Here is a 13756-nt window from a genome sequence, read left to right on the forward strand (position 1 = left end):
TTAGTGCCACATTTACCCTGTCGATGGGACCAGATTGCGTAACAGAGGAATTTGCTTTAGCGTAAAAAATGCGTGTTAACAAAAGGTGAAAATATGGCGGCGGCGATCATTTATTTAGAAAAACACAGTGCGCTCAGCCTGCAATGCCAGCTACGGCAGAAGTTAGTGGAAGCCATATTATCCGGGGTATTGCCGGCCCGTAAACGCTTGCCTTCCTCGCGCAAACTGGCAGACCAATTGAAGATTTCCCGTAACACCGTGCTGCTGGCTTATCAGCAGTTGATGGACGAAGGCTATCTGGTGAGTCGCGAGCGCAGCGGCATTTTTGTTAACGAACGTATTTTTGATGGCAAGGTTGAGTTGGCTTCGGCCGAAGAGCTTAGCAGCAACAAGCGTAATCGTTGGCAGCATGCTTTTGTGCGAACCGGCCGCAACGACAGTGAATTTAGGGTACCGCTGGATTGGCACCGTTACCCCTATCCCTTTCTGGATAATCTGTTTGATACCAGTTTGTTTCCGGTACATGAATGGCGTGAGGCCAGTCGTCTGGCGCTGGGGGTGCGGGAGGTAAATGAATGGGCGTCTTTTGCCACCGATGCTGACGACCCGCAGTTGCTGGAAGAAATTCGCACTAAGCTGTTACCCAGTCGTGGCATTACCGCCAGTCAGAATCAGATTCTGATTGTATCCAGCGAACAACAAGCCTTGTATTTGCTTTGTCATCTGCTGGTAGACAGCAGTAAAACCGTGGCCATTGAAGAGCCCGGCAACCCGGTGTTTCGTCAACTGGTACAAAACCAGCAGGGCCAGGTGCATTATCAGCCGGTGGATGACGCTGGTATGCAGGTGGATGCAGGGCTAGCGGGTTGCGAACTAGTGTATGTGACCCCCAGCCATCAATTACCCACCAACGCCACTATGCCGCTGGAGCGACGCCAGGCTTTGTTGCGTGAAGCGGCTGCGCATAATGCCCTGATTATCGAGGATGATGCTTCGCTGGAGCATAACTTTCTTGGCCCACCGCTACCGGCATTACGTGCCATTGACCGTGATGACAGGGTGATCTATTTGTCCAGCCTGTCCAAGGTGCTGTCGCCGGGGTTACGTCTTAGTTATCTGGTGGGGCCGGTGGAGATCATCAATGAGGCGCGGGCCTTGCGGCGGATTTTGTCGGGCTATCCGCCGCGCAATAACCAGCGTGCCATGGCGTATTTTCTGTCCCTTGGGCATTACGATGCCTTTATCCGCAAACTGGATAACACCCTTAAATCCCGTTGGATGGCCCTGCGCGATGCGCTTAACTATAACCTGCATGCCCTGGCAGAAACTGTTCCCGCCCCCGGTGGCACTGCCTATTGGGTGACGGTGCATGATGATATCGATGTGCAGGAACTGGCCGGGCACGCCGCCCGTGAGGGCATTCTGATTGAGCCGATTCACCAGTATTACGGTACCGGGATTGCGCCAAAAAATACCTTCCGGCTGGGGATCACCAGCCTGCCCAAGGAGAAAATCAAGGAAGGTATCCGCATTCTTGCCAAGTTACTGCGCAGCCTGGCTCTGCCTTCAGCCAGCCCGGCGGCGGATATTCCGTTGGCCTATGTGTCAGGGGACAAACTCAGCAGCGCCCTGGCCAATGCCACGCTGATTAGCTCCACTGTGTATGGCGACCCCTACACCATCGACTTTAATCCCAATGGAGACATGGTGGGGCGCTGCGGCTATCAGGATGAAGACTGTGACACCGGCCGCTGGTGGGTGGAGGGTGACCTTTTATGCCGCCAGTGGCAGGAGTGGGTGTACGGTCAGCGCCAGCAGTTCAGAGTGGTGCTGATCGGCAATCGCATCCAATGGTACAACCTGGATGGCGAGTTGATCGTCAACGGTGTACTGCATGCAAAATAAGCGGATATCGGCATTTGGATCCATCAAGGAGGATAAACTGGATCTAGGTGTCTTGGTCACTTACCCCTAGGCTAGCAGAGAACAACAAACACCAAACAAGGATTGCCAATGAGTTATATGGGCATTGCCGGGTTACAGCTGGAACTCGCCGCACAAAATAATGTGGCCCTGATTTGTGCTGAAATCACCCGGGTTAAAAAGCGTTTCCCCTGGGTGGAAATGCTGGTGGTCGGGGAGTTGGCCAGTCATGGTTTTGATATAGCTAAGGCCGAGCCCGCCGGGGGTGATACCGAGCAGAGGTTCTCTGCACTGGCCCGCAAGCTGGGAGTATGGCTGGTACCAGGCTCATACTACGAACGCGATGGCGAGCATATTTACAATACCGCGCCGGTGATCAATCCGCAGGGTGAGATTGTCAGCCGCTACCGTAAAATTTACCCCTTTCTGCCCTATGAAAAGGGCGTTTGTCCCGGCGACCGCTTTGTGGTGTTTGATGTGCCGCAGGTCGGCCGTTTTGGGGTATCTATCTGTTACGACGGCTGGTTCCCGGAAACCACCCGCAGCCTGATGGCGATGGGGGCGGAAGTGATTATTCACCCCACCTTGACCAACACCAATGACCGTGAACAGGAAATGGTCATGGCGCGCGCCAATGCCGTGATGAATCAGTGTTACTTCGTGGACATCAATGTGGGGCCGCCGCTAGGCAACGGCTGTTCGATTGTTTGCGACTTCGACGGCAACATTGTGCACCAGGCGTCCGGCCAGGCCGAAGTGATAACCTTTGAAGTGGATCTAACCGCCCTCAGACGAGCCAGGGAACGCGGCTTAATGGGGCTGGGGCAACCCCTCAAAAGCCTGCGCGATAATCCTGTGGTCTTCCCGGCTTATCAGGCCGCGCTGGCCCCATCAGAGGCCCTTAACCAGCTTGGTGCCCTTAAGGTACCCGGCCCGGTGAACGGTGACGCGACCACGCCACAAGATGACTGAATTGGTACCAACATAAGGTGATAACTGGTACTAACGAGGCCCTTTTTTTTCACCTAGCTTAAAAAAGCAACAAGCCAAAACTATAAATCGGGTGACAAATGACACAACTGAACTTCAACAAAAATAAAATCGCCCTGGCCCTGAGTGCCATTGCCAGCCTGTCGGTTGGTTATGCCCAGGCGCAAGACGCGGAACAAGAAAAAGGCGTGATCGAACGGATAGCGGTGACGGCAACCCAACGACAAATGATGCAGGAAGAGCTGCCTTTCAATATTTCTGCGGTACAAGGTGCGGAAATCGAAGGACAGAACATTGTCGAATCCACCGAACTGCTGCGTACCGTGGCCGGTATTTCCCTGATTGATCGTGGCCATCGCAACTCCGGCACCGCTAACAGCATGGTGATCCGCGGGGTGAACGTTGAAGGCAGTGTATCCGGTGCCGATGTGGGGCAGTCTACCGTACCCACAGTATCCACCTACGTGGACAGCACGCCTATTTACGCCAACTTCCTACTTAAAGACATTCAGCGGGTGGAAGTGCTGCGCGGCCCGCAGGGCACTTTGTACGGTTCCGGCGCGCTGGGCGGCACGGTGCGCTATATCATGAACAAACCCGATGCCGCTATACAGGAAGGCAGTGTCGCAGTGGACTGGAGTAAAACTGACGGTTCAGAGGGCGACAACCTGTCTTTTGATGCGGTATTCAACCAGCCTTTGGGTGACGACGCAGCCTTTCGTATTTCCTTCGGGCAGATGGATAACGACGGGGTTATTGACCAGGTTAACCTTTATCAGTTAGACGATAAGGGCATTCCGCTGGTGAAAGCCGATGATGGCAGTTGCCAGTCGGTTAGCAGTAACTTAAGTGCCAGCGAGCTGGCCTTTAACGGTGCCTGCTATGAGTCGAAAGAAGATGTGGATACGGTCGAGATTTTCTATCTGCGCGCCGGGCTTATCTGGCATCTGAGCGACGATATTGAACTGCTGCTGACCCACAATTATCAGGATGACGAAGTCGGCGGACGCCGCGCCGTCACTATTGGTGCCGACTACCTGGGCAACGTCTACGGTGACTATGAGAATGGCTCCACACTGCTGGAACCAGCCGAACGGGATGTATCGCTGACCAGTTTGGAAGTGTCTGCGGATTTGGGCTTTGCCACCCTCACCTCCAGCACGTCCCACTATCGCCATAAAGGCAGTGGCTGGCGTGACAACACCAGTATGTGGGTGACGGACCGCAGCAATGGGGTAGGTTTTACCAACTGGTTTAATGCCCTGTACACGGGCAACCCGCGTCCGGCCGCCCATGTGGAAGCCGGGTTTGAAGACAAGGCATTTATCCAGGAACTACGACTGGTATCCAACGACAATGATGCGGTGGTGGATTGGGTCATCGGTGCTTTCTATATGGATCAGGAGCGCACCACCACCAACTTCAGCCATCTGCGCGGTCTGACCGAATACGGTTTTGCCTGTAATGAAGTGGGGGACAGCTGCCCGTCTAACGGTGCCTGGTGGACGGGTGTGACGCCGGTTAACGATATGGACTTCAGCTATATCCGTAATGAGCAGTTCAAAGACAAAGCGCTGTACGGCGAACTGACCTATCACTTCTCGGATGACCTGCGCATTACTGGTGGTTTACGCTGGTTTAAAAATACCCTGAGTAACGAGACCGCCACCTTCTTTGCCTATCTGCAACCTGAGGATATTCCCTTTGAGGTTTTCCCCAGTCAGGATGAGGACGACATTCAGACCAAGTTGAATCTGTCTTATGACCTGCGTGACGACACCATGCTGTACGCCACCTACTCAGAAGGTTTCCGTCGCGGCGGCTCCAACGCCATACCTACCAGTGGCCCCTTTCAGGAACTGAACCCTGAGAGCGCGTCTTTGTATGGCAAAGATACGGTGAAAAACTATGAGCTGGGGATTAAGGGTTACCACAAAACCTTCAGCTACTCGGCAGACATTTACAAAGTGGTGTGGGACGACCCGCAGTTGAACACGGCCACCGCCTGGTGGGGCTTCTTTATGGCCCAAAACGGTGACCGGGCCGAAACCCAGGGGATTGAGCTTGAGGCTAACTTCGCCCTCACCGACGCACTGAATATGCGCTTTGGTTATTCCTATACCGACGCGGAACTGAGTGACGATCTGATTCAGCCGCAAACCGGCGGCGTCAGCGCCCTGGCCGGTACCCGTTTGCCTGGCGTGTCTGAACATGTGGCCTCCATCAACTTCGTGCATCGCATGGCGGTGAGCGCGGATGTGGAAATGGTCAGCCGTTTAAGCGGTTACTATCAGTCAGACTCGGTGAATACCGTGCTGGCTAACAGCCCCATACAGGATGAGTTTGACAGTTTCTCCCTGTGGAATGCCTCAGTGCAGTTCCTCAAAGGCGATTGGTCAGCCATGCTGTACATTAAAAACCTGACCAATGAGGAAGGGGTAACCGGTAGCTATCCTGCCAGTTACTGGGGAACCGACACCGGCGTGTTCGAGAACTATTATGGTAACAACCAGAAAAACTACATTTCCCGCCCTCGCACTGTGGGTGTGAATGTCAGTTACCGGTTCTGAGCGAACAAGCGGTTAATTGGCGATGCGGGCGACAAGCCCGTGTCGCTGGCCATTGTATAGAGCAGTCGTAGGCTATGGATTTACATCAACAACTTAACCGCATTAAAAAGCTACTCGGTAATAACCAGCTTACTCTGGCCACGGCTGAAGCCCTGAGGCTGGCCAGCATTTTGCCCGACCAGGCGCGCTGGCATTCCGAACTGGGCTTGGTATTCAACCAGCTTAAACACTATGACCAGGCCATGGGGCTGTTTGAACGGGCCGTCCAACTGGCCCCGGATGCGGCCGATCATCACTACAATCTGGCCACAGTGCAGCGTTTTGTCGGGCGCATAGACCAGGCGCAGCGCAGTCTGCAAAAGGCCCTGGCACTGAATCCCCAGGATCACGAAGCCTGGCATTTGCTGGCGCAGCTGACTACCCAGACTCTGGCGGATAATCATATTCCGCAATTGCGCCAGGCCTTGCAGCAGGCCCAGCATCCCACCGCTAAGGTAAGTTTGCAGTTTGCACTGGCCAAGGAACTGGATGATTTGGGCGATTACGAAGCATCCTTTCAGGCCCTGCAAGATGGTGCACAGCTGCGTCGCCAGCATATGGACTATCAGGTTGAGGGCGATTTGCAGGTGATGCAGGCTATTGCCAAGGCCTACCCGGCCGAGCGCTTTGCCGAGCCAAAGGGCTGCATGCAGCCCGATCCTATTTTTATCATCGGCATGCCGCGCACCGGTACCACGCTAGTGGAGCGGATGTTGTCGGCCCATTGCCAGGTGCATTCCTGCGGCGAGATTAACAATTTTGCCTTGTCCATGCTGGCCGAAGTCAGCGCCCAGGGCTTGCAATGTCAGGACCGACTTAGTCTGATTGCACAATCACCAAGGCTGGATTTTGCCAGGGTCGGCCAGGCCTATCTGGACTCCCTCAAGCCGCTGCGGGGCACCGAACCACGGGTAATTGATAAGCTACCCTTTAATTATCTGTATGCCGGATTAATTCATCTGGCCCTGCCCAATGCCAAGATTATTGAGGTGCGGCGTGACCCCATGGATACCTGCTTTGCGGTGTATAAGCAGCTGTTTCAGAATGCCTATCCGTTTTCCTACCAGCAGGACGAACTGGCGGCGTATTTTATTGGCTACCGGCAGTTGATGGCCCATTGGCATCAGGTGATGCCGGGCGTGATTTACACCCTGGATTATGAAGCGCTGGTGCAAGCGCCCCGTGCAGAACTGCAAAAACTGCTGGCCTATTGCGAGCTGGACTGGCAGGACGAATGCCTGGCCTTTGAGCACAACAGTCAGGCCTCCACCACCGCCAGTGCCAATCAGGTGCGCCAACCTTTGTACACCTCGTCACTGGGCAAATGGCGGCATTATCAGCGCCATTTACAACCTATGCTCAGCCGCCTGCAAGCGGCGGGTATCGAACCTATTTTGTAAGGAATCTATACATGCATAGCAGTGAATCCCTGCCTGCCCGCGATTATCGGGTGGGCGAGAACAGTGAACTGGCCAGGGTGTTTCTGGCGTTTCTGGCCACCGCCGGATTGTTTTATGTGAACATTATGCCAGCCCTGGTGGACGGCCTTATTCAGGGCCTGGGCTTTTCCAACCGCGATGCCGGGCTGGTCAATTCCGCCAATGTGTATGGGGCTGCCATTGGGGCCTTTGTGATAGTGCTGGTGGTGAAACGCATTAACTGGCGACGCAGCGCTTATGCCCTGCTGGGTGTGCTGATCTGTATCGATCTGGCCAGCATGTTTTTAGCCAGCCCGCAAAGCCTGATGGCGGTGCGTTTTGTCCATGGCATGGTGGGCGGCATGCTGGTGGGCATAGGTTTTGCGGTGATGGCCCGTACTGCGCAGCCGGATCGGGCCTTTGGCTATCTGCTGTTGGTGCAGTTTGGCCTGGGCGGCCTGGGCGTGATGTACCTGCCGGGCTTAGTACCGCAGTTTGGTATTGCCGCTTTGTATCTGTCTCTGGTGGCGTTCAGTTTAGTGACCTTGCTGATGCTGCCTTTTCTGGCCGAATACCCCCTGGCCAAACCCAGCGTCCACAACGCTTCTGCGCCTATTCGCTGGCCCATGCTGGGCCTGGCGCTACTGGCCACTTTTTTGTTTCAGGCCGCCAATATGGGGCTGTATGCCTACATTATCGGCCTGGGTAAGCAGGCCGGGCTGGATATGGCCTTTATTTCACCCACGCTGGGGATTGCCGCCTGGATTGGCATTCTCGGCTCGGTGGGAGTGATCTTATTGTCCACCCGTATTGGCCGGGTTGCGCCTTTGGTGGTGTCTATTTTACTGACGGCGGTGGCGACTTATGTGCTGCATTATGCGCAAAGCCCCTGGATCTTCGCTGTGACCAACTGTTTGGTGGGGGCCTCCTGGGCCTTTGCCATTTCGTATCTGTTGGGCCTGAACGCCGCGTTTGATCGCACCGGGCAAACTGCTGCCCTGGGCGGCTTTGCTTCCAAAATGGGGTTGGCATCCGGGCCAGCGGTGGCGGCCCTGGTGATTAACGAAAATAACTATGCACTGCTGGTAAATCTTGCCACAGTAGCACTGGTTGTCTGCGCCGCGGTGGCATTTTTGCCGGCCAGGGTCTTAGATCATAAACAATGATGTGGTGTGGGAGAGAAGCATGACGCATGATTTTCAGGGCCTGTTAAAACAAGGCTCGTATATAAACGGCCAGTGGCATCAAAGTGCGCGCCAGTTTGTCGTGACCGATAAGGCCAATGACGAGGTGCTGGCCAGGGTGGCCGACGCGGGCGTTGGTGAAACCGAAGCGGCTATTGACGCGGCCTATCAGGCCTTTGATGGCTGGCGGAATTTGACCGCTAATCAGCGTAGTCAGTATTTGCAGCGCTGGTATCAACTCATGATGGCACATCAGGATACCCTGGGTCTGTTGCTGACCCTGGAACAAGGTAAACCCCTGGCCGAAGCCAAAGGCGAAATTGCCTATGGGGCCGGTTATGTGCAGTGGTTTGCCGAAGAAGCCAAACGCGCCTATGGCGACATTATTCCTGCGGCTGCCAGTGGTCAGCAGATTCAGGTGGTCAAATCACCTGTGGGTGTGGTGGCTGCCATTACTCCCTGGAATTTCCCCAATGCCATGATTGCCCGTAAAGCGGCCGCGGCGCTGTCGGCGGGCTGTACTTTTGTGGTACGTCCGGCCGCGCAAACCCCGCTTTCAGCCCTGGCTATGGCCGAGCTGGCCGAGCAGGCCGGTATTCCTGCCGGGGTGTTTAATGTGATCGCCGGTGAAGATGCCGCTGAAATCGGCAAGGTGTTAACCGGCAGTACTAAGGTTGCCAAGTTCAGTTTTACCGGCTCTACCCGTATCGGCAAAATCCTTACCGCGGCCTGTGCCGCCACCATTAAGCGGGTGTCGATGGAGCTGGGCGGTAACGCGCCGTTTCTGGTCTTTGATGACGCCGACCTGGATGCCGCAGTCAAAGGTGCCATGGCCTCCAAATTCCGTAACGCCGGGCAAACCTGCGTGTGCGCCAACCGCTTCTTATTGCAAGCCGGTATCGCCCAGGCCTTTACCGACAAGCTGCTTAATGAGGTGAAAGCCCTCAAGGTTGGCCACGGCACCGACAACGTGCAAATTGGCCCGCTGATCAGTGCCAAGGCGGCGGAAGATGTGCACCAGAAGGTGATTCAATCGGTGGCCATGGGGGCCAAGGTATTGCTGGGCGGTGACTATGGCGGCGGGGCCTTTTATCCGCCCACAGTGGTTTGTGGCGTTACCCCGGATATGCCACTGTTTAATCAGGAAATCTTCGGCCCGGTAGTAGCTATCTGCGAATTCAGTGACGAACAGCAGGCCATGGCCCTGGCCAATCAGACCGAATACGGCCTGGCCAGCTACTTTTATGCCCGGGATATTGGCCGGGTACAACGTGTTGCCGACGCCCTGCAATTTGGCATGGTGGGCATTAACGAGGGAATTATTTCCAACCCGGCCGCGCCCTTCGGCGGCGTAAAGCAATCCGGCTATGGCCGTGAAGGCTCCATGTACGGGCTGGATGATTATATGAACATACAATATCGCTGCTTGGGAGGTTTGAATCGTGTCGACTAATGCTAAGTTGCAGGAGCGTAAGCTCAGTGCGTTTGCCCGCGGTCAGGGCAATGTGTATCCGGTTTATGTAGAGCGCGCCCGCAACGCTGAGGTCTGGGATGTGGAAGGTAACCGCTATATTGACCTGGGTACCGGCATTGCGGTGTGCAATACCGGCCATGCGCATCCTAAAGTCGTGGCGGCGGTCAGCGAACAAATGGCGCGTTTCAGCCATACCTGTGTGATGGTCAACCCCTACGAGGTGGCGGTGGAACTGGCCGAACGCTTAAATGCTGCTGCACCGGGGGACAGTGCCAAAAAAGCCCTGTTTGTTACCACAGGTGCCGAAGCGGTGGAAAACTGCATTAAGATCGCCAGGGCCCATACCGGCCGTCGCGGCGTGATTGCTTTTAACGGTGGTTTTCATGGCCGGACTAACCTGGCCATGGGCCTGACCGGCAAGGTTGCCCCGTACAAACAGCACTTCGGCCCTTTCCCGGCCGACCTCTACCATGTGCCTTTTCCGAATGCCTATCATGGCATCAGCATCGAGCAGTCCCTAAGTGCCATTGAAACCCTGTTTAAGGTGGATATAGCCCCAGGGGATGTCGCGGCCATTATTATTGAGCCGGTGCAGGGCGAGGGCGGTTTTTACCTGGCACCGCCGGCCTTTTTGCAGGCGCTCCGCGCCTTGTGCGACCGCCATGGCATTGTGCTTATCTGTGACGAAATTCAAACCGGCTTTGCCCGTACCGGGCGAATGTTCTATAGCGAATACGCCGGGGTGGAACCTGATCTGATTACCATGGCCAAGGGCATTGCCGGTGGCGTACCTATTGCTGCGGTAGTAGGGAAAGCCGAAGTGATGGACGCCGCACCGCCTGGCGGTTTGGGCGGCACTTACGGTGGCTCACCTCTTGGCTGCGCCGCTGCTCTGGCGGTACTGGATATTATTGCCGAGGAAAAACTAGTGGAACGCGCCGCCGCGATTGGCGAGCAGTTTCAGCGCCGCTTAATGGCCCTGCAACAACGCTATTCGCACCTGATAGGTGAGGTACGTAACGCCGGGGCCATGATCGCCATCGAGCTGGTGCAAAACGGCCTGGCCAGTCAGCCCAATACCGCACTAACCCAGGCCATTATTGCCAATGCCAGTAAACACGGTTTGATTCTGCTGGCCTGCGGCTTTTATGGCAATGTAATCCGCTTCCTGCCGCCTCTGACCATAGAGGATGCGGTGTTGGAGGAAGGGCTAAGCAAGTTTGAGGGATTGTTTGCTGAGTTGGCAGGGTAACTAGATGGTTGGTGGGCAGCGCCTGGGCGCTGCCTGCTTTTTTGTGGTTGCTTAACGCGGAACTTACGTTCTTTGCTCCTACCTATAAACTCAAATTCCATAACGTCCCTGTCTTTTATGACACTCCATCCATGGAGCGCCAGTCACTTTTCTTTGCTCGTGCAAAGAAAAGTAACCAAAAGAAACACGCCCGCTGGATTCCCAACAACGTCAGCTCAGGCCACTACTAAAAGGCGGTCGTGAAAACGACGTTCCAGACGCGTCTTCCACTCAATTTGCTCCCGGCAAGTTGCCCACCTTTTAGCAGCGTCCTGAACCGACCGGGAATTTTTAAGCGGGACGAAAGCGGCTTGGGCCGCTTAGGGGGCGAGATTGTGCTTTGACAAAGTGCTGTCTGCTATCTAGTCTTTTTAGCTCAAGGATATATTCAGAAGGAACTGTTATGCCTAGTGTTACCGCTGCTCAATTACCCTACAAGCTACCCGCCACGCCTAAACAGCAATTACAGTATTTGGCTGCCGTTGTGGATATCCCATATTCTTTGCTGGAGAATGGTGGAGATGCAGAAATTCAAGCGCTCTGCTATGCCATACTGTATCGGCATTTGGACCGATATCAGAAGATTGAGGCTATGGAGCACATCAGGAAGCTAAATGGCCCTCTTCTGACGAGGGTTATGAATGTTGCGCTGCATCCCACCTATGTGAATAAAAAGTGGGGAGTGTGGTCAATGACCACTGAAGAATTGTTCGCAGACAAAAAGTTTCATGAGAGGTTTGCCAAATTTGCTTCTTTAATTGGCGTGGGCGCCTCGGTAACCAGTGTGTCTGATTTTATTCGGGAACTGAAAAAAAAACGGCAAGCTTACCCGCGGCGGAACAGTAACGCTTGTTATCTGGGGAGCCGTTTATCTGAATGACAAAGTGCTAACAAACATTACTGCTGAAGTCGAAAGACGAAGTGTCATCCGAGAGTTAGAGCTGAATTGATGAAAAACATCTTATCCAGATTTTTATTCTCGGTATTTTTTTGTCTGATACTTACTGGTTTTTGGATTTTCTTTGCAGAGGTTTACTCCAGAATGATCCTCTGTATTACCTTACTGTTGGTTATGCTTTTTCTGGTGATTGATTCGTACACATATGAAAATAAATAGATTTGTAACTTTATTCGTATTGGCTTGCATAATTTTACTGGTTAGATTTGCAAATGCTTCAGACTGTGATGAAAAAGTACTTAACAAGTCATCAGTTCAAGGACAGTTCACAATATCTAGCCGGGAAACGATCTGGAACTTGGATGAGATATCTAACGAAGAAATAAAAAAGAGAGGATGGGAAATTAAAAAATCATCTACTTCAAGTATATTTGACTCAGTAATATACAGCTACATAGATGAGAACCTATCTGAAGTGTTTGATTTTAAAAAAAAGTCTATTTTAGAAAGGACAGAATATAAGATCTTTTCTTCAACTCTAACGCTTCGCACTGAAGAGAGTGTAAAACCTAATAATTTCGTTGATGTTACTCTTTTTGGTCCTGTCATTTATAAAGATAAACTCTATTTTTTTAGAGCCTTAAGTACATCAATCCCATCTTACGAAGAAGAAAAAATAACCTCAGCTATTGAGAAAAGAGTTCAGAGTATATTGGAGTGCTTACTTTGAAGCTGAATTTATCCGGCTGGTTTGCTGGGATAATTGCCATACTGCTGCCACTTTACTACATAATTACGAGTGATAATTATGATAGTCACTTGCTATTTTTTACTATTCTAATTCTTTACTTGGGTATTATGCTTAAGCGCACATTCTTTAGGGTGAAAGAATTTAGACATAAGGTTAGATAACTGAAGATTTTTTATCTTATTCCTCATTGATTTTTCATATATTCGGCGTATAGATAAACATCATCCTAGATGCATTTTTTATTTTTAGGCTTGTTTATCAGCCGACACAAAATTTTCTGCTTGTGTTTTTGACTCGTGGCAGACCCAACGACCTTTATTGCTTAACCCACCCCAGAGCGAGGCCAAGCAAATAAAAAGCACCAGCGCCCAGGTTGGCAAATGCCCAGCAGACCAATTAAAACCAATCAAACCGCCACCGAAAAAAATCACCAGAAATAGCGCGACAGAATTCTTCTTCTTTTTCTCGTAATTAAGTTTGTAAGATGTGACTATTTTGTCATTAACACTAAAGTGGCAATCTATATCGCCTTTCACAATGCTATTGGCCACTAGTTGTATCTGATAATTCTTCCCTGCATGTTCAAAGTTATGGATGGAGTTTCTTCTATAGCTTTTCTGGTCTGAAACCACTTCACCATCCAAGGTAACTATTTCTCTTCCTGTGAATGAACTACCCTTGAAGATAATCATTTTTCCTTCATCAAAGAACGTAAAATTCATTCCGTTTTTAACGGAACATTCAACATTTTCGTGGAGCTTCACATATCCTCCAGAAGCAGATAGCTAGTGTTTGTCGTATCTCTTTATCGTGTGTCAGCTTCGCCGAACGAAAGCTACTGAAGAGAGCATCCCTGTCAGAATGGTTTTCAGTATCCTTTTCTTGAAGTGTTGTGGCAAGGTTTGTGACCTCCGTGTCTTTTATTGCACCGCAGTCCTTTTTAAACGCACTCGCTAACGCAGAATCTACCGGGATTTTTTAAGCGGGACGAAAGCGGCTTGTGCCGCTTAGGGGGAGGGATGTTTCAACTGCTCTTATCTTCTGTGTCTTATGCAGACGTTTAATTTGGATATGACCCTGTTTATTTGCTCGCTAACGCAGAATCTACCGGGATTTTTTAAGCGGGACGAAAGCGGCTTGTGCCGCTTAGGGGGAGGGATGTTTCAACTGCTCTTATCTTCTGTGTCTTATGCAGACGTTTAATTTGGATATGACCCT

General features: G+C 52.3%; 10 protein-coding genes. 9 read left to right on the plus strand and 1 reads right to left on the minus strand.

Translation table 11 applies throughout. The features are described from left to right. The first annotated feature begins 93 nt into the window (after positions 1 to 93). The 9 genes from pdxR to J0A65_RS07895 all read left to right on the plus strand — a co-directional run bounded on the left by pdxR (position 94) and on the right by J0A65_RS07895 (position 12517). On the plus strand, positions 94 to 1905 hold the full coding sequence (pdxR, locus tag J0A65_RS07855; RefSeq protein WP_206593603.1) for a MocR-like pyridoxine biosynthesis transcription factor PdxR: 1812 nt from the start codon (positions 94 to 96) through the stop codon (positions 1903 to 1905). Between the two features lie 108 nt (positions 1906 to 2013). Further along, positions 2014 to 2895 carry a carbon-nitrogen hydrolase family protein gene (locus tag J0A65_RS07860; protein WP_206593604.1) on the plus strand — a complete coding sequence of 294 codons (882 nt, stop codon included), beginning with the start codon at positions 2014 to 2016 and terminating at the stop codon, positions 2893 to 2895. A 98-nt stretch (positions 2896 to 2993) separates the two neighbouring features. After that, positions 2994 to 5483 carry a TonB-dependent receptor gene (locus tag J0A65_RS07865; protein WP_206593605.1) on the plus strand — a complete coding sequence of 830 codons (2490 nt, stop codon included), beginning with the start codon at positions 2994 to 2996 and terminating at the stop codon, positions 5481 to 5483. A gap of 74 nt (positions 5484 to 5557) precedes the next feature. Next, positions 5558 to 6922: a tetratricopeptide repeat-containing sulfotransferase family protein gene (locus J0A65_RS07870; protein ID WP_206593606.1), complete on the plus strand. Its 1365-nt coding sequence runs from the start codon at positions 5558 to 5560 to the stop codon at positions 6920 to 6922. 11 nt (positions 6923 to 6933) lie between these two features. Further along, a complete protein-coding gene (locus J0A65_RS07875) occupies positions 6934 to 8106 on the plus strand; it encodes an MFS transporter (RefSeq protein WP_206593607.1) in 1173 nt (390 codons plus the stop codon). 19 nt (positions 8107 to 8125) lie between these two features. Then, positions 8126 to 9577 (plus strand): NAD-dependent succinate-semialdehyde dehydrogenase, encoded by a 1452-nt coding sequence (locus J0A65_RS07880; protein WP_206593608.1) that lies wholly within the window; start codon positions 8126 to 8128, stop codon positions 9575 to 9577. Beyond that, entirely contained in the window at positions 9567 to 10850 is a 1284-nt protein-coding gene (gene gabT / locus J0A65_RS07885; RefSeq protein WP_416135301.1) for a 4-aminobutyrate--2-oxoglutarate transaminase, read from the plus strand. The genes J0A65_RS07880 and gabT overlap by 11 nt, the downstream gene beginning before the upstream one ends. 442 nt (positions 10851 to 11292) lie before the next feature. Continuing rightward, on the plus strand, positions 11293 to 11769 hold the full coding sequence (locus J0A65_RS07890; RefSeq protein ID WP_206593609.1) for a hypothetical protein: 477 nt from the start codon (positions 11293 to 11295) through the stop codon (positions 11767 to 11769). 223 nt (positions 11770 to 11992) lie between these two features. Continuing rightward, positions 11993 to 12517, plus strand: a complete 525-nt coding sequence (locus J0A65_RS07895) for a hypothetical protein (protein WP_206593610.1) — start codon at positions 11993 to 11995, stop codon at positions 12515 to 12517. A 266-nt stretch (positions 12518 to 12783) separates the two neighbouring features. Here the strand turns inward: J0A65_RS07895 and J0A65_RS07900 are convergent, their stop codons facing one another. After that, the gene (locus J0A65_RS07900; RefSeq protein ID WP_206593611.1) at positions 12784 to 13302 is read right to left on the minus strand and encodes a hypothetical protein; all 519 of its coding nucleotides are present in this window, start codon (positions 13300 to 13302) and stop codon (positions 12784 to 12786) included. Positions 13303 to 13756: the final 454 nt, after the last annotated feature.

The sequence above is a fragment of the Bowmanella yangjiangensis genome (assembly GCF_017255015.1).
GTDB lineage: Bacteria > Pseudomonadota > Gammaproteobacteria > Enterobacterales > Alteromonadaceae > Bowmanella > Bowmanella yangjiangensis.